Below are 15878 nucleotides of genomic sequence, written 5' to 3'. Positions count from 1 at the left end.
GGTCACCCGTCGATGGGCGGGTGATCTCTGCCAGAGGGTATAAAGCATAAAGCCCGGCGGCATGGCACACCGGGCTTTACTTTACTGGCTCATCACGTGTTTAGAAGGTCGTCCAGCCCTCTTCGCTGGCGGCGGTTTCACGGGGTTCCGCTTTTGCTTTCAGGTTCGGCTTGATCGTCGGTTTCCCTGTGGAAACGGGTTTCGCGCCACCCTGCTCAAGACGGAATGTGGCGACCAGCTCTTCCAGCAGGCGCGCCTGCTCTTCCAGCGAACCTGCGGCGGATGAGGATTCGCTGACCAGCGACGCGTTCTGTTGCGTGGTGCTGTCCAGTTCGCCGACTGCGCGGGCAATCTGTTCGATACCGCGGCTTTGTTCTTCGGAGGCGGAAGAGATTTCACCCATAATGTCATTCACCCGGGTCACGGACTGCACCACCTGATCCATGGTTTCCCCGGCTTTCGCCACCAGTTCGCTGCCGATGTTAATACGGGAGACGGATTCGCTAATCAGCTGTTCGATATCTTTCGCCGCCTGCGAACTGCGCTGAGAGAGGCTGCGTACTTCGCTGGCCACCACCGCAAATCCACGGCCTTGTTCACCTGCACGGGCCGCTTCCACCGCGGCGTTCAGGGCCAGAATGTTGGTCTGGAAAGCGATGCTGTTAATCACCGCGGTAATATCGGCAATTTTGTTCGAGCTGCTGTGAATATCGCCCATGGTATTCACCACTTCGCGCATCACACTGCCGCCTTCGCTGGCAGTTTTCGAGGCCTGCGCGGCCAGGCTGCTGGCGTTACGGGCGTTATCAGCGTTGTTTTTCACCGTTGCGGTCAGTTCTTCCATGCTGGCGGCGGTTTCCACCACGGCGGCAGCCTGCTGCTCAGTACGGGAAGAGAGATCGGTGTTGCCTTCGGCGATTTCCGTCGCGGCGCGCGACACCTGGCTCACACTGTTGCGCACTTCATGGATCATGTCGCGCAGGGTGTCGTTCATCCGCCCCATGGCGCCGGTTAATTGCCCCAGCTCATCTTTGCTCTGCGCCTGAATATGCGAACTGAGGTCGCCACTGGCAATGCGTTCCGCCAGTGCCAGGTTACGGTCAATCGGACGGGTGATCTGACGGATAACCCACCAGGAGACGATCACGCCAATCAGAATCGCAATCACACCGATGATCGCCGCAATGGTGCTGGACGTGTACGCCAGCTCATCATTATGGGCTTTAACCAGCGTAATGATCTGCTTGAGCGAAGCGCTGCTGTTGTCACCGCCAACTTTGACTTTATCTTCCGCCACTTTCAGCGCCTGCCAGGCGGTAAAGTAGTTCACGCTCAGATCGCGGTATTTCACCGTGTCATCCCACAGGGATTGCAGCGGTGACTTCAGGTCTGCCGGCAATTGACTCGCCAGCGCCTGTACGCTTTTCTGCGTCTGGTTAAAACGCGTATCCAGCGCATCGCGGGACTCTTTGCTCGGGCTATAACGCACCACCAGTGCCGCATCGCGTACGGTACTGATAGCGAACAGCTGTTCGTAAACCTGCGTCATCAGGCTGGTATCGGCAAGCGGAGTATGGATAAGCGCGGTGTAACGTGCGGAGAGATCGCTCGCTGCGAGTTTGTCCAACGCGTCGCGCACCGTGCGGAGGTCGCCAGTGGCTTTCTGCATCTCGCCAATGCTGCTCTGGAACGTATTAAGGTGGCCCGCCACATCGTTGATGATCTGCTTTTCAGAGGCAGACCAGGACATTGCGTCTGCGCTGGCGGTTAACTCGGAAGCGTGACGGACATAGTTCGACATCACCTCTCCCGATTTATCATCACCATAAAAGTATTTCAGGCGGTTTATCTTCGCCTGAAATACTTCAATGTTGATGTTATACATCAGGTTTGTTTTTTCGTAGACGTCGCGTATTTCTTTAAAGCGCAACACACTGAGGATGGTGGCGATGGCAACCAGAAATAACACCAGACCAAACCCCACTGACAGCTTTCTGCTGATTTTTATATTGCTCAACCGCTGGCTAAATGACATTCCGGACTCCTTGCTAAACACCAAATGTTAGCGCCTAACTGCGCCAACATTTGTTATCGGCACGATATGCAAGGATTTCAGCCTTAAGCTGGTCTTATCAGTGGAAAACGTGACGCAGATGCTCCCCTTACGCAAATTTTCGCCGGGGAGCATGTATATTTGGCTTTAAATCATTGGCTTTATCAATTATCACTCAGCGGTGAAACTGCTTGTTGATAATGGTTGCGCCCTCATCTATGGCTCGCCATAGCGCGCGCTCGCTGGCAAAACCGTCCCCCTCTTCGAGGGCGGCAAGCAGGTCGCTGTAATCATGCCCGCGTGATAAATCAGCCGAAGACGGATAAAGATAATTAAAACAGGGACCAATCCGGACCCATAATTGTTCAATAAGCGCGGTTAATGTTGGCATTCCCGCTTGTTGATAAACACTAAAGCGAAATGCGCGGTTGGCCTGTAGTGTCTGTTCGGTGTTGCCACTTTTTAACGCTTCATGAAAGGAGTCCGCCAGAATACGCAACTCCCTGATTTTATCTTTGGTCATATTCTGGCTGGCGGAACGCGCGGCCATACCTTCCAGGTTTTTCCGTATCAAATTGATTTCGTTGTAACGCTCAAGGGTGACTTCCGGAACAAGGAACGCCTGCGCGGGCGTGGCATGCAATGCACCTGCGGAGACCAGCCGCAACAATGCTTCGCGCACCGGTGTAATACTGGTGCCAAGTTGATCTGCTATTTCTTTCGTAATGAGACGTGCGCCAGGTTTAAGGGCGCCAATAATAAGCGCACCTTTCAGACTGGCTTCGACTTGCATAGTGAGGCTGGTCCGCTGCGCTTTTTCCAAATCAAGCATGTTTGCATCCTGTATAAATTCTTATCTATTATCAGCCTGGTAGCGTGTCCGTGATCTTTTCGCAAAGAATATATTATATAAACACATGCCTGGTATTGGATTGTCGCTTAAAAGTAGAACAAATGTTATTTATTATGCACAACCACCAGGAACCGCCTTCACAAGGTCATCAGTTCCTTATGCTTGTATAATTAAAGACGTTTTTTAAAATTTTGCACAATTTATGATGGCGGTTTTTTACCGCCATCGTTTGCTTAGCTTTCTGCGCCTATTTTGACCACCGCTTTGCCAAAGTTTTTCCCTTCCAGCAGGCCGAAGAAGGCGTCCGGCGCGTGCTCCAGCCCTTCAGTCAGATGTTCGCGATAGTGGATTTTTCCTTCACTCACCCACTGCCCCATTTCTTGCTGAAATTCGTTAAGGCGGTGACCATAATCCTGGTTAATAATAAACCCTTGCAATCGAATTCTTTTTTTCAGCAGCGTGGCCATTAATAACGGAATACGATCGGGCCCGGCGGGAAGTTCGGTTGCGTTATAACCACTCACCAGCCCACAAAGCGGAATTCTCGCCGCGGTATTTAATAACGGCAGCACGGCATCGAATACTTTTCCACCGACGTTTTCAAAATAAATATCGATGTCTTGCGGGCAGGCGGTTTTAAGTTGCCCGGCAAAATCGGGCGCATGGTGATCGAGGCAGTGATCAAAACCCAGCACATCCACAGCGTGGCGACATTTTTCACTGCCCCCGGCGACACCCACTACACGGCAACCTTTCAGTTTACCGATTTGTCCAACGGTCGCGCCGACAGGCCCGGTAGCGGCAGCAACGACCAGCGTTTCTCCGGCTTTCGGTTGACCAATATCCAGCAGTCCCATATAGGCGGTAAAACCCGGCATACCGAGCACACCCAGTGCCCACGAAGGGTGCTGCGGGTTTGCCCCCAGGTTCACCAACCCTTCACCACCGGAAATGTCATAGTCCTGCCAGCCGCTGTAGCCCAACACCCAGTCCCCTTCGGCAAAGTCCGGGTGCAGCGACACCACCACCCGGCTTACCGTGCCGCCGCACATCACTTCATTTATTTGTACCGGCGGTGTGTAGGAAGGCGCATCGCTCATGCGTCCGCGCATATAAGGATCTAAAGACAAGTAAACCGTACGCAGCAACACCTGGCCTTCACCAGGGGTAGCAATGCTGTCTTCTTCCAGACGGAAATTGTCCGCGTTCGGCGCGCCGTGCGGGCGTGACGCCAGCACCCAGCGGCGGTTGCGGTGAGATTGTTGATTCATTCTGCACTCCTCTGCTTGTCAGACTAACTATTGATACTAGTCGCTGACAGCGCGGAGTGCGTTTCCATTACGAGCTGGAATGGTTAAGTCGCACAACCAGATAATGGCATGGCGCATCACTTTCGTTGATGAACCGGCAATCATTTGGCGGCCCCAGCTCCAGACAATCTCCGGCTTTCATTTCGTGGCGTGTATCCCCTTCCTGAAAAACCAGCTCGCCTTCCTGTAACCAGATCAACTGGCGCGCCAGCGCATACGATGACGCTGGCATCGGGATGTTGCTGCCCGCAGGCAGTTCAATGTGCACGAGATCGATAGGCAGATCGCTTCTCGGCGAGACGTGGCGGCGCAGATAGTGGCTTTGCGGATCCCGCCAGACCGGTTGATCGGCATAGCGCAGCAGTTTCCCTTCCTGCATTTCTGCACGTGCAATCAGCGTCGACATGCTGATGCCAAACGCGCCGGAAAGTCGCGCCAGCAGCGCCGCCGTTGGGCTGCTTTCTGCACGCTCGATTTTGTGGATCATCGCCCTGGATACCCCGGCGCGCTCCGCCAGTTCACTGAGCGACCAGCCGCGGGATTCGCGTTCGACACGAATTCGTGCACTGATCCGTTGATTTATGTTGTCTGAGATAGTATTCATATCGTAATACTATAGTGTACAAAGAAGAGGTTCAACCATGACTATTCGTTATGCTGGCAAAGAGGACTGCGCTGCAATCGCCGGGATTTATAACCACGCCGTGGTCAATACGGCGGCGATCTGGAATGACCAGACCGTCGATGTGGAAAACCGTATCGCCTGGTTTGAAGCGCGTGCTCTGCTCGGCTACCCGGTGCTGGTTAGCGAAGAGAACGGTGTGATTACCGGCTACGCATCATTTGGCGACTGGCGTGCCTTCGACGGGTTTCGCCACACCGTTGAACACTCGGTCTATGTTCATCCGGAGCATCAGGGAAAAGGCCTGGGTCTGGCATTAATGGAACGGTTAATCGAAGAAGCCAAACGCCTCGGTAAACATGTGATGGTGGCGGGTATTGAGGCGCAAAACCACGGCTCCATTCATCTGCACAGTAAACTGGGTTTTGTCACTACCGGGCAAATGCCGCAGGTCGGCACCAAGTTTGGCCGCTGGCTGGACCTGACGTTTATGCAGTTGCAACTGGATAACCGCACCGACCCGGATGCGCTCCCATGAATCAGTCACTGACGCTCACCTTTTTGATTGCAGCTGGTATTGGCCTGGTGGTGCAAAACACCTTGATGGTGCGCATCACGCAGTCAGCGTCGACGATCCTTATCGCCATGCTGCTGAACTCGCTGGTGGGCATTGTGCTGTTTGTCAGTATCCTGCTGATTAAATATGGCCTTTCCGGTTTTCAGGAACTCTATGCCAGCGTGAAATGGTGGACGTTAATTCCGGGTCTGCTGGGGTCGTTTTTTGTTTTTGCCAGTATCAGCGGCTATCAGTATGTCGGCGCAGCCACCACCATTGCAGTGTTAGTGGCGAGCCAGCTTATTGGCGGGCTGGTGATGGATGTTGTCAGAAGTCAGGGGATCCCCGTGCGGGCGCTAATCGGCCCGGTGTGCGGCGCCGTACTGCTGGTGATTGGCGCCTGGCTGGTGGCCAGACGCCAGTTCTGATCACAGGATCGCGCCACCTTTGGTCAGCTGTTCCCGTCGCGCGTCCATATCTTCTTTATGCTGGCGACCATGGTGAGCAATGGCCTGGCGCAGACGCTGTTGCTGAGCATAACGTTCTTCACGACTCAGCGCGGCGTCATCGCTTAATTCAATCAACAGTTCGTTCATGCCAGCAATAACACTCTGTTCAATGGCCGCATCAACGCGGGCAACAACCTCGTCCAGGTGTGACATACCCTCTCCTTTAATTCAGTTTTGCTTTCGAAAAATCACTGCCCATCAGGCTCACACTGTAACCGGTCACGTTACTGCGAGTGGCATAGAACGTTTTACCGTTCGCCAGCGCGATCCACGGCGCTTGCTGGTAGAAAATCTCCTGCGCCTGGCTGTACAGTTTGGCGCGCGACGCCGGATCGGCCACCACCTTCGCTTTCTGTACGAGATCATCATACCCTTTGTCGCACCAGCGCGCGGCATTGGAACCGGTTTTTATGCTGTTGCAACCGAGCAGTACATCAGCAAAGTTATCCGGATCGCCGTTGTCCGACATCCAGCCAAACAGCGCTGTGTCGTGTTCGCCTTTACGCATCCCCGAAAGGTATTCGCCCCACTCGTAAGAGACAATTTTCGCCTTCACGCCCACTTTCGCCCAGTCCGCCTGGATCATCTCCGCAATACGGCGCGAGTTCGGGTTGTACGGGCGCTGTACAGGCATTGACCACAGCGTGGCTTCAAAGCCCTTATCCAGACCGGCCTGTTTGAGCAGCGCTTTGGCTTTTTCCGGATCGTAGGCGTAGTCCTTCAGCTCTTTATTAAAGCCGAGCATATTGGGCGGTAAAGGCGACTTCGCCACGCTACCGGAACCCAGGAAGACGGCGTTCACAATCGCTTGTTTGTCGGTCGCGTAGTTCAGCGCCTGGCGCACCAGCACATTATCGAACGGTTTTTTCTCCGTATTGAACGCCAGATACCCGACGTTCAGCGCATCGACCGTGTGCAGGGTCAGGTCTTTGTTATTTTTGATTTGATCAAACTGCACCGGTGAAGGTGCGGGAATAATCTGGCACTCGTTGGTTTGCAGCTTCGCCAGTCGCGTCTGTACATCCGGCGTAATGGCGAAGATCAGGTGTTTGGTTGGCACCGGGCCATCCCAGTAATTCGGGTTGGCAATATAACGGATTTGCGCGTCGGCTTTATATTGTTGCAGTGCATACGGGCCGGTGCCAATAGGCCAGGTATCGACGTTTTCCGGCGTGCCTTTCTTCAGCATCGCATCGGCGTACTCCGCAGAGAGAATGGAGGCAAAATCCATCCCCCAATCCGCAAGAAACGCGGCATTCGGTTCATTGAGCACAAACTGCACGTGGTAGTCGTCGATTTTTTTCACTTCTTTGATCAGCTTATCAAGGCCGACATCGGTGAAGTATTCGTAATTACCATGCGAAACATTATGATAAGGATGTTGCGCATCTTTTTGACGCAGGACGGAGAAAATCACGTCGTCGGCATTAAAATCGCGCGTGGGTTTGAAGTATTTGTTGCTGTTGAATTTCACGCCCTGACGCAGCGTAAACGTCCAGATTTTGCCATCGTCGGAGACTTTCCACTCGGTGGCCAGCGACGGAATCGGCGTATTGTTAACCGGATCGAAGTTAACCAGACGGTTGTAGAGCACCTGCGAGCTGGCAACAAACGTCGGGCCGGAGCTGGCAATCTGCGGGTTAAAGGACTCTGGCGACGCTTCAGAGCAGTAGATGAGGGTATCATTTGCTGCTGCCCATGCAGCGCTTGCCGGTAACAGTGTGCTCAGCGCGAGCGCGAGCAGCGTTTTCCCTGTAGACATGATCAGGAACCTTCTTTTTTATATGGAGCCGTAATCACAGCATAGCGCCGGAAAACTGGCAAATAACGATTCATACTCAGATTATTCTAAAGCAGTTGATTTCGCTGAAATATCCACCATGATTAACATTAAAATTTATGTTAAGTGTTTTCCGTGCCGTCAAGTCGATTCGACGGTATCAATGCGTCGAGAATTCAATGGTTTTGAGCTTTCTTCTGCCGTTTACTTGCTATGGCATTGCGTAGAGTAGACGCGTGAAGAAGTCTATGGGATGAAAACGTGGCAAAAACTCTCTTGCGCAGCGGTGATCTGGATGATTTCCAGGCCGTTGGCGGCGGCGGTCAGGCCGTATTTGATTCGGCATTGCAAATTCGTGAAGCACTCCGTCTGCGTAAGCAGCAGGCGCTGGTAGACTGCCTGGCGATTCCCCAGGTTAATGATGAAGGCGATCGCGTTGACTGGTACTCGCCCGTTGATGGGCGTTCGGTCTCGTGGAAAGCCGCCGATGAAGACGCGCGTTTTAAAGCACTGCGCTACCTCGAAAGCACGCTGGATAGCGCCGCCGCGCTGAGCCGCAAATGCATGCAGTCGCCAAAAACGGCGCAGCAGTTATTTGGCTCCCTGCTGGAAAAGGCGTTACAGTTTCCCGGCGAAAACCACATTTTCCTGGTCGATGGCAAACCGGTCATCACCTTCTGGGGCTTCGTCAACCTGAACGAGAGCGCCCGTGAGGATGTGCTCGAATGTTTGCGCCAACAGGAAGAGGAAGAACCGGTCATTATTCTGCCGCCGGAACCCGAACCTGAAGAGGAAGAGCCTGCGGTCGCCGTGACATTCAGCCATGCGGATGAACCGCTATTGACGCCTGCGCCGGAAATCAAACCCCAGCCCGCACCCGCACCGCCTGTGCAAAACGTTGCGCCTGCTGTGGCTCCGGACCCCGTTCCATCTCCATCTCCTGCCCCGGCGCCTGCCCCGGCAGCGAAGAAACGTCGTCGTTATGGTCTGTGGGCATTGCCGGTTGCGGCGGCTGTCGCTATTGCCGTTGCTGCGCCGTTAATCCTCAATCAACAAACGACGCAAGCTCCTGCGCCAGAGCCTGCCATGCCGCAGCCCGCCCCGGTGGCGATTGCGCCAAAACCGATACAGGCGGCACCGATGCTGGCGGCAAGTCTGCCGCTGCACCAGGCGGAAGTGCGTGCGGAAGAGAAAGCGCCGGAACCGCGCGAAGAGAAAGAGCCGGTGGTGATCAACGCCATTCCAAAAGATGCGCTGGTGATGGATGCCCTGCAGGTGAAAATTGGCTCTACGCGCTTCCTTAACGGCAACTGGCGCGTGGCGCTGGACGTTAAAGATCCGGAAACCGGCAAAGCCCCTGCCGTACGTTTCCAGATCCAGAACAATAAAGGCACGGCGCGCATTGTTCACGGTAAGAACATTACTTGCCGCGCGGATCTCTACTCCGGTCTGCACGACACCGGTGAACTGATGATTAAGAGCCGCGGCAACGCACGTTGCAGTGACGGATCCCGCTACCCGATGCCGGAAATTTCCTGTAAAGCAAGCACCAATGACGTCGCGGAATGTAACGCGCGTTTTGACGCCAAAACCACCGTTCCGGTGACGTTCAGAAAAACAGGTGACTGAGTTTATGCTGGTTAATCTTTGCGACTACAAACAGAGCGTGACGCTGATTGCCAACAGCGGCGTGCAATTTCTTGATTTCGGCCTGACGCCGCAAGATCCGGCGAACAGCGGTCGGTTCGTTCGTAAAACCGCCAACGGCCCGCTGCTGCGTCTGGATTTCGACCTGCTGAACGGGCGCTTTACCCTGCCCGGTCGCGACGGCGGTCAACCGGAAGTGGTGAAACCGGAAAGCACCCACGCGTTGCAGTATTCGCTGGCGCTGCTGGACGGCGTCTGGCTGCCGATTCCCTTTTTACGCTTCAACCCGCCGCGCACCTTTGTTGAAGGCCCGGATAACTGGGCGCGCGTGCAGATCCGCAAACTGAGCGAGCCGGACAGCGCAGGCAATACGCACCGCGTGGCGCTGGCGCTCGACAGCCAGATTAACGATCTCTCCCCCGGCAGCCTTGCACCGCTGGAAAACGATATTCTTAACGGCACCCGCTTTTCTCTCGCCTGGCGCGATGACGAAGTGGCGGATTTTCTCGATCAAACCTGGGTCGACGGCTGGCTGCGTGAAGCTTTTCAGCAGGCCACGCAAAATGAAAACCGTAGCGAGCGCGATATCAACCAGGCGCTGCGCGGTTTTGAGTACCAGGCGCACTGGCTGAACCTGATGACCCTGCTCGGTACGCAGTTGCAGGTGCCGGAAGTGAAGATTGTCACCCATACGTTGAGCACCCCGGCGATTCCGGTGGATTTGATTCTGGATGTCGGCAACACCCATACCTGTGGCGTGATCATCGAAGATCATGGTGATGCTAATGATGGTCTGCGTCAGACTGCCGAATTGCAGGTGCGCTCCCTGAGCGAACCGCAGTTCCTCAATGAGCCGCTGTTTACCAGCCGTCTTGAGTTCTCAGAAGCCCGCTTCGGTAAGCAACATTTTTCCGTCGAAAGCGGGCGTGAAGATGCGTTTATCTGGCCCTCTATCGTGCGCGTGGGCGATGAAGCCCGCAAACTGGCGATGCAACGTCTGGGCACTGAAGGCAACAGCGGGATCTCCAGCCCGCGCCGCTATTTGTGGGACGAAACCCCGGTTTTGCAGGACTGGCGCTTTAGCCAGATGAACAGCAAAACCCAGCGTGAGCCACTGGCGACCGCATTCCCGCTGATGAACCTGATGAATGACGAAGGCCAGCCGCTGTACAGCCTGCCGCTGGATGAGCGCCTGCCGGTCTTTTCACCGCAATACAGCCGCAGCACGTTGATGACCCACATGCTGTGTGAACTGCTGGCGCAAGCGCTCGGGCAGATCAACAGCGTTGCCACGCGCTTGCGTCTTGGTTTCCCGGCCTCGCCGCGCCAGTTGCGCACCATTATTCTGACCTTGCCCTCGGCAATGCCAAAACAGGAGCGGGAAATTTTCCGCCGCCGGATGTTTGAAGCTATCGCGCTGGTATGGAAAGCCATGGGCTGGCACCCGCAGGATGAAGACTTCGCTAACCGTAAACAGCAGGAAAAAAGCGTTGTTCCGGTGCCGCATATTCAGATGGAGTGGGACGAAGCCAGTTGCGGGCAACTGGTGTGGCTGTACAACGAAGCCATCTCCCGTTTTGCCGGGCAAACCGAAACGTTCTTTGCCGCCACCGCCCGCCCGGATCGCACCGACGCGCCGGATGCCACACCTGGCCGTTCGCTGCGTGTTGCCTCGGTGGACATTGGCGGCGGCACCACGGATATGGCGATCACCCATTATCAGCTGGATGACGGAACCGGCAGCAACGTGAAAATCACGCCGAAGCTGCTGTTCCGCGAAGGTTTTAAAGTGGCCGGGGACGACATTCTGCTGGACGTTATTCAGCGTTGCGTTCTGCCCGCACTGCAAACCCAGATGCAAAAAGCCGGGATCACCGATGCCGCCGCGATTATGGCGACCCTGTTTGGCGATTCCGGACGCATTGATACCCAGGCGGTATTACGCCAGCAAACCACGCTGCAACTCTTTATGCCTGTCGGCCACGCCATTCTTGCCGCCTGGGAAGAGAGCGACATTAACGATCCATTGGCCGGGCTGCACGCCACCTTTGGCGAGTTACTCAGCCAACAGCCAACGCGCAACGTGATGAACTACCTGAAACAGGCCATTGATCATGCGCTGCCCGCTGGCTCTGCTGAATTTGATGTGCTGGATGTCCCGTTACAGGTGAATTTCAAAGAGTTACAGGATGCCATGCTGGCCGGGCAGTTCACCCTTACCGCGCCACTCCACGCGGTGTGTGAAGCCATCAGCCATTATTGCTGCGACGTGCTGCTCATTACCGGCCGTCCTGGCTGTTTGCCTGGCGTACAAGCGCTGATCCGCCACTTACAACCGGTGCCGGTCAACCGGATGGTATGGCTGGATAAATACCGCGTGCATGAGTGGTATCCGTTCAGCCAGCAAGGCAAAATCGGCAACCCGAAATCCACCGCGGCCGTTGGCGCGATGCTCTGTAGCCTGGCGCTGGATTTGCGTCTGCCGCGCTTTAATTTTAAAGCAGCGGACATTGGCGCCTACTCTACCGTGCGCTATCTCGGGGTGCTGGATAACGTGGTCAACACCCTGCGCGACGAGAATATCTGGTATCACGATATTGATTTAGACAAGCCGGGCGCGAAGCTGGACGCGCGTTTACACTTCCCGCTGCGCGGAAATGTGACGTTGGGGTTCCGCCAACTGGCAAACGCCCGCTGGCCGGCTACCCCGCTCTATACGCTGAGCATTAACTCCCAGGAGCTGGCGAAAGCCATTGCCGGAGACGGTGTCCTGAACGTGCGTCTGAAATTCAGCGGTGGTAACAAACATCACGGGCCGGAATCCTTCACCCTCAGCGAAGCCTGGTTGCAGGACGGCACGCCTGTGGCCGCCGATGCGTTAACTTTTAAACTGAATACGCTGGCCGACCGCCGCCATAGCGGAAGCCATTACTGGATCGACAGCGGGAGTGTGTACCTGAAATGAGTGCGAGCGCAAAGACCACCCAGGCATTGACGGCATGGATCAACGAAAACCGCCTGCTATCGCCGTTGCTGGACGACGACGCCGACGCGCTGCTGGCGCGCCTGACCACTGCCGCTGCTGAAGAATCAGCCTTAAAAGAGGCGGTGGATGCTCCTTGCACCGTCGGGCTGTATGGCCATTCACAGGCGGCGAAAGCCCATTTGCTCAATGCCTTATGCGGCAGTGGTAACGGGCGGCTGAATGTGCGCCCTGGCGACAAAACGCTGGACTACTTTACCCATATCAATCCGGGACACGGGCTGACCAGCATGGCGCTGCGTTTTAGTCCGCGCGCAAGCGGGATGGATGACAGTTTCCCGCTGCGTCTGCGCATTCTCAGCGAAGCCGAACTGGTTCAGGTGTTTATCGCCCATGCCCGTCAGCAGCCGGAACTGCGCGCCGTGGACAAATCCGTTATTGAAGATCGGGTCGCCAAATGGCGCACCCTGCGTCAGCCCAATGCGGTTCCCGGTATTTCGGCGCTGGAGATCGGCGCGATTGCCCGCTTCTGGCGTTCGGTGGTGCCATCATCGTTGCAACAAATGGACGATGCGTTATGGCATCAGTTCGCTTCTCTGCTGCCATCACTGGATCTCACCGCGCGCGCCAGCGCCTGGTCGCTGCTGTGGGGTGAACAGCAAGAGCTGACGCAACAGTGGTTGTCGTTGGCCCATACGCTGCATCAGACCGGCAACGCCAGCGAACTGGCCGCCCCGCTAAGCGTACTGGTGGATAATTTTGCCCTGCCGACGGACGGTTTTCTTACCCCGGCGGAACACGGCGCTGAAGAGATTCAGGACGAAGTGGTGGTGCACCCCTGGTCTAACGACCAGTTGCAAAACGCGGTGAGCGTGCCGCTGGCAACCCTTGCCCTGATCACCCGTGAACTGGTGCTGCCGGTGGAAAACAGCGTACTTCCCTCGGTGGATATTCTCGATATCCCGGCCCCGGGTTTACAGGAGGGGCAACCGCTGTGGCGCAGTAAATGCCGCTGGCTGCTGGATAATTATCGCCAGCGCCTGCAACCGGATGTGCTGATGATCTGTAATGCCACCGCCGAACGCGCGGCGACAGGCGCAACCGCGCGCGCGCTGCTGAACTGGGTAAAAGAGACGCAGTCCGGTCAGGAAGCCGCCTTACCGGGACTGGTCTGGGCCATTACGCCGCAGGACGCACGTTTTACCCAGGCGCAAAACCTCGACGAAGCCGTTCAGCAATTAATTGGCAAACCGGGTCAACACTGGGGCACATTGCAGGCGCTGGATGCCAGCAGTCTGCAACGCCTGCTGGAATGGCTGGCGCAAGCAACCGCGCCGGGTCTGCGCCAGAACCGTTTGAAAGCGCTGACCGAACGTCATCAACAAACGCTGCGCGATCTGCTGCAAAGCTGGGCCGCTGCACCGGTCAGAGAAGTCACAGTGCAGCGTGCGCGTGCGGAATCGGTGGTACGTGAACTGCAAGGCCAGGCGTCACGTCACGGTGAGTTGCTTGAAGGCCTACTGCCGGATATGCAGCAGTTCGATACGCTGTGGAAAGTGCAGCAACCCCGCGAAGAGAAAGTCAGCGGCCTGTTTAATGAGTCTATCGACCTGTTTGCCGAGTCCGCCGAAAATACGGAGCAGCAACCGATCGCGAAAGATGTTGGACAGCAGGCGCATGCGCTGTGGGTGAATCATGTTCGCCAGTGGAGCCGTAACGACGACAATGCTGCACGGCTTGGTATTTCTCCTGCTGCTCTGCGGCATATGGCGGAGACGGTCATCATCAGCAGCTATCGCCTTAACCTGCCGGAGCAACTGCAAAAAGTGATGCAGCGCGATACCGCCTGCGCCGCGCAGTTGTACGCCGCGATAGGGAACTTTGTCGCCTGGCTGGGCTATGCCGATGTGCCGGAAGACAAACGCCCGGCCAGCCGTGTACAAAAAGGCAGCACCATTTTTGCCAGCAGCGCGGTAAGCGTGAATGATGCCCGCTTAACCAAACTCAGCGAGCAGCCGGTGCATGCGGCGACCCGCTACGTTTACGACTGGCTGGTTGCCCTTTATCACCGCGCGACAGAAAACATTGGCTACAGCCACCCGCTGGATGTCTCTGCCGCCGCGCGGAAGAAACTCAAAACCTTACTGCCTTAAAAAAACACCCCGGCCACACAGATGCGCCGGGGTGTTTACTCATGTTCAGCAATAAAGGCGCTCAGCGCACCTGCCAGCGCAGCCGGCTGTTCCCACGACATGGAGTGCCCCGCCTGCGGAATGATCCGCACCGCAATACCTTGATCCAATACCTGTTGGGCATCGTTATCCGGCAGCGATAACTCACCAAAAATCAGCGTTTTTGGCCGGGGAAAACGGCTAAACAACGCCATCCATGACGGTTCAATACCGTCAACCAGGCTTTTCGCGCCGCGCCACACCGCCCAGGATGCATTACTTTGCAGGCTGCCTGCCCACGGCGTTTTCTCCTGACCTAATAACGTGGCGTAGCCGCAGGTGACAAATTCGGCTTCCTCTTCAGCAGCAATCACCCGACTGAACGCCCCGCCACCGGCATGAAAATTGGGCTCGGAAACCGCCAGCGCGTTAATGCGTTGTGGGATCAGCGCCGCCACTTCAATGGCAATGCTGCCGCCCATGCTGTGGCCGTACAGCCAGCATGCGTCGATTTGCAGGTGTTCAAGGAGTTCCACAATGACCTTCGCCTGTTCGCTGGTCTGGTAGGAAAAACTCGCCGGTCGTTCGCTGTAACCGCTGCCTGGCAGATCGATGAGGATCGCGCGCCTGCCGCCGAACGCCGGATCGCTCACCACGCGCGGGTATTCATAAGAGGATGCGCAGCCAAGTCCATGTATAAAAACCACCGGATCGCCGTGACCTGGCAGATCCTGCCAGCGAACCCACCCTTGTGCCTGGTGCGAATAAAAACTGTTCATTTGTCTCTCCTTTGTCGTGATACTGTAATTATATACAGCGTCATTCAAATGGCGAGTCAACTTAAAGCAATGAGATAAGCAAGGCGACAGGTAGGCTCATGGGCCAGGTAGCGCCCACTAAAACGGCGCTAAGAAGACGAATTTTGCGGGTATCACTAGCGAGGAAGTACGTTATTACACCGGACACGACCGCCATAACACCGTAAAAAATAAGTAGCTTTGTATATAATTCCAACGTCTGTCTCCTGTCCTTAGGTAAAACATCCGCGGCATATGTTGCACTTTTTTTAAGATTTTTGTGTTTTCAGCGTCACGCTTTACTCAGAAGAGAGAAAACAATAACGCCACCGGGAAACTCATTGGCCAGGTGGAGCCCACCAAAAAAGCGCTCAGCAGACGAATGCGTTTGCGATCGTGGGAAAGAAACCAGGTAATGAATGCGCAAATCAGCGCCATAACACCGTAAAAAACCAACATTTTTTGATAGAGCGACATAGCAAACATTAACCAGAAAGTAACAAAACGTGCGCAATATGCTCTTTTTGTTGACATATATCAAGTTTAATTACTTACGCGTAAAGCCAGGATGCTGCGTATTTTGATCTAACCGACTGA

General features: G+C 55.5%; 14 protein-coding genes. 5 read left to right on the top strand and 9 right to left on the bottom strand.

The genetic code is table 11. The annotated features are described in order from the left end of the window. Positions 1 to 100: 100 nt before the first annotated feature. From N7922_RS12395 to N7922_RS12380, 4 genes are all read right to left on the bottom strand, one after another. On the bottom strand, positions 101 to 2035 hold the full coding sequence (locus N7922_RS12395; RefSeq protein WP_263100801.1) for a methyl-accepting chemotaxis protein: 1935 nt from the start codon (positions 2033 to 2035) through the stop codon (positions 101 to 103). A 193-nt stretch (positions 2036 to 2228) separates the two neighbouring features. Continuing rightward, entirely contained in the window at positions 2229 to 2885 is a 657-nt protein-coding gene (locus N7922_RS12390; protein WP_263100800.1) for a GntR family transcriptional regulator, read from the bottom strand. A gap of 254 nt (positions 2886 to 3139) precedes the next feature. Next, the gene (locus N7922_RS12385; RefSeq protein ID WP_263100799.1) at positions 3140 to 4177 is read right to left on the bottom strand and encodes an NADP-dependent oxidoreductase; all 1038 of its coding nucleotides are present in this window, start codon (positions 4175 to 4177) and stop codon (positions 3140 to 3142) included. Between the two features lie 67 nt (positions 4178 to 4244). Further along, on the bottom strand, positions 4245 to 4820 hold the full coding sequence (locus tag N7922_RS12380; RefSeq protein WP_263100798.1) for a helix-turn-helix domain-containing protein: 576 nt from the start codon (positions 4818 to 4820) through the stop codon (positions 4245 to 4247). A 37-nt stretch (positions 4821 to 4857) separates the two neighbouring features. Here N7922_RS12380 and N7922_RS12375 point away from each other — a divergent pair, with 37 nt between their 5' ends. Both N7922_RS12375 and N7922_RS12370 read left to right on the top strand, forming a co-directional pair. Then, positions 4858 to 5376: a GNAT family N-acetyltransferase gene (locus tag N7922_RS12375; protein WP_263100797.1), complete on the top strand. Its 519-nt coding sequence runs from the start codon at positions 4858 to 4860 to the stop codon at positions 5374 to 5376. Further along, entirely contained in the window at positions 5373 to 5822 is a 450-nt protein-coding gene (locus N7922_RS12370) for a DMT family transporter (RefSeq protein ID WP_263100796.1), read from the top strand. The genes N7922_RS12375 and N7922_RS12370 overlap by 4 nt, the downstream gene beginning before the upstream one ends. On the opposite strand, the gene N7922_RS12365 is transcribed toward N7922_RS12370, so the two are convergent. Next, positions 5823 to 6056: a YdcY family protein gene (locus N7922_RS12365; RefSeq protein WP_263100795.1), complete on the bottom strand. Its 234-nt coding sequence runs from the start codon at positions 6054 to 6056 to the stop codon at positions 5823 to 5825. It lies immediately after the preceding gene. Positions 6057 to 6066: 10 nt separating this feature from the next. Further along, the gene (locus tag N7922_RS12360) at positions 6067 to 7665 is read right to left on the bottom strand and encodes an ABC transporter substrate-binding protein (protein WP_263100794.1); all 1599 of its coding nucleotides are present in this window, start codon (positions 7663 to 7665) and stop codon (positions 6067 to 6069) included. 279 nt (positions 7666 to 7944) lie between these two features. Between N7922_RS12360 and N7922_RS12355 the strand changes: the two genes are divergently transcribed. The 3 genes from N7922_RS12355 to N7922_RS12345 are packed head-to-tail and all read left to right on the top strand — an operon-like array spanning position 7945 to position 14466. Beyond that, a complete protein-coding gene (locus N7922_RS12355) occupies positions 7945 to 9312 on the top strand; it encodes an SrfA family protein (protein WP_263100793.1) in 1368 nt (455 codons plus the stop codon). Between the two features lie 4 nt (positions 9313 to 9316). Then, positions 9317 to 12295, top strand: coding sequence for a virulence factor SrfB (locus tag N7922_RS12350; RefSeq protein ID WP_263100792.1), 2979 nt, complete (start codon positions 9317 to 9319; stop codon positions 12293 to 12295). Then, positions 12292 to 14466 carry a virulence factor SrfC family protein gene (locus tag N7922_RS12345; protein WP_263100791.1) on the top strand — a complete coding sequence of 725 codons (2175 nt, stop codon included), beginning with the start codon at positions 12292 to 12294 and terminating at the stop codon, positions 14464 to 14466. Before N7922_RS12350 ends, N7922_RS12345 begins: the two co-directional genes overlap by 4 nt. Positions 14467 to 14501: 35 nt before the next feature. Here the strand turns inward: N7922_RS12345 and N7922_RS12340 are convergent, their stop codons facing one another. From N7922_RS12340 to N7922_RS12330, 3 genes are all read right to left on the bottom strand, one after another. Beyond that, positions 14502 to 15263: an alpha/beta fold hydrolase gene (locus tag N7922_RS12340; protein ID WP_263100790.1), complete on the bottom strand. Its 762-nt coding sequence runs from the start codon at positions 15261 to 15263 to the stop codon at positions 14502 to 14504. Between the two features lie 61 nt (positions 15264 to 15324). Then, the gene (locus N7922_RS12335) at positions 15325 to 15459 is read right to left on the bottom strand and encodes a GhoT/OrtT family toxin (RefSeq protein WP_411554270.1); all 135 of its coding nucleotides are present in this window, start codon (positions 15457 to 15459) and stop codon (positions 15325 to 15327) included. Positions 15460 to 15584: 125 nt separating this feature from the next. Continuing rightward, positions 15585 to 15758, bottom strand: a complete 174-nt coding sequence (locus N7922_RS12330) for a GhoT/OrtT family toxin (protein WP_071890708.1) — start codon at positions 15756 to 15758, stop codon at positions 15585 to 15587. Positions 15759 to 15878 lie beyond the last annotated feature (120 nt).

This window comes from Kosakonia sp. ML.JS2a (assembly GCF_025642095.1).
In the GTDB taxonomy this organism is placed as follows: domain Bacteria; phylum Pseudomonadota; class Gammaproteobacteria; order Enterobacterales; family Enterobacteriaceae.
Note: the sequence above shows the minus strand (reverse complement) of the source record. Positions and strands in the feature narration are given on the sequence as shown.

Excerpts from the sequence above, each read along its gene's own strand:
- N7922_RS12335 (WP_411554270.1), bottom strand. The coding sequence starts at position 15,459 with ATGGCGGTCGTGTCCGGTGTAATAACGTACTTCCTCGCTAGTGATACC.
- N7922_RS12375 (WP_263100797.1), top strand. The coding sequence starts at position 4,858 with ATGACTATTCGTTATGCTGGCAAAGAGGACTGCGCTGCAATCGCCGGG.
- N7922_RS12350 (WP_263100792.1), top strand. The coding sequence starts at position 9,317 with ATGCTGGTTAATCTTTGCGACTACAAACAGAGCGTGACGCTGATTGCC.
- N7922_RS12390 (WP_263100800.1), bottom strand. The coding sequence starts at position 2,885 with ATGCTTGATTTGGAAAAAGCGCAGCGGACCAGCCTCACTATGCAAGTC.
- N7922_RS12330 (WP_071890708.1), bottom strand. The coding sequence starts at position 15,758 with ATGTCGCTCTATCAAAAAATGTTGGTTTTTTACGGTGTTATGGCGCTG.
- N7922_RS12340 (WP_263100790.1), bottom strand. The coding sequence starts at position 15,263 with ATGAACAGTTTTTATTCGCACCAGGCACAAGGGTGGGTTCGCTGGCAG.
- N7922_RS12385 (WP_263100799.1), bottom strand. The coding sequence starts at position 4,177 with ATGAATCAACAATCTCACCGCAACCGCCGCTGGGTGCTGGCGTCACGC.
- N7922_RS12395 (WP_263100801.1), bottom strand. The coding sequence starts at position 2,035 with ATGTCATTTAGCCAGCGGTTGAGCAATATAAAAATCAGCAGAAAGCTG.
- N7922_RS12370 (WP_263100796.1), top strand. The coding sequence starts at position 5,373 with ATGAATCAGTCACTGACGCTCACCTTTTTGATTGCAGCTGGTATTGGC.
- N7922_RS12345 (WP_263100791.1), top strand. The coding sequence starts at position 12,292 with ATGAGTGCGAGCGCAAAGACCACCCAGGCATTGACGGCATGGATCAAC.
- N7922_RS12380 (WP_263100798.1), bottom strand. The coding sequence starts at position 4,820 with ATGAATACTATCTCAGACAACATAAATCAACGGATCAGTGCACGAATT.
- N7922_RS12360 (WP_263100794.1), bottom strand. The coding sequence starts at position 7,665 with ATGTCTACAGGGAAAACGCTGCTCGCGCTCGCGCTGAGCACACTGTTA.
- N7922_RS12365 (WP_263100795.1), bottom strand. The coding sequence starts at position 6,056 with ATGTCACACCTGGACGAGGTTGTTGCCCGCGTTGATGCGGCCATTGAA.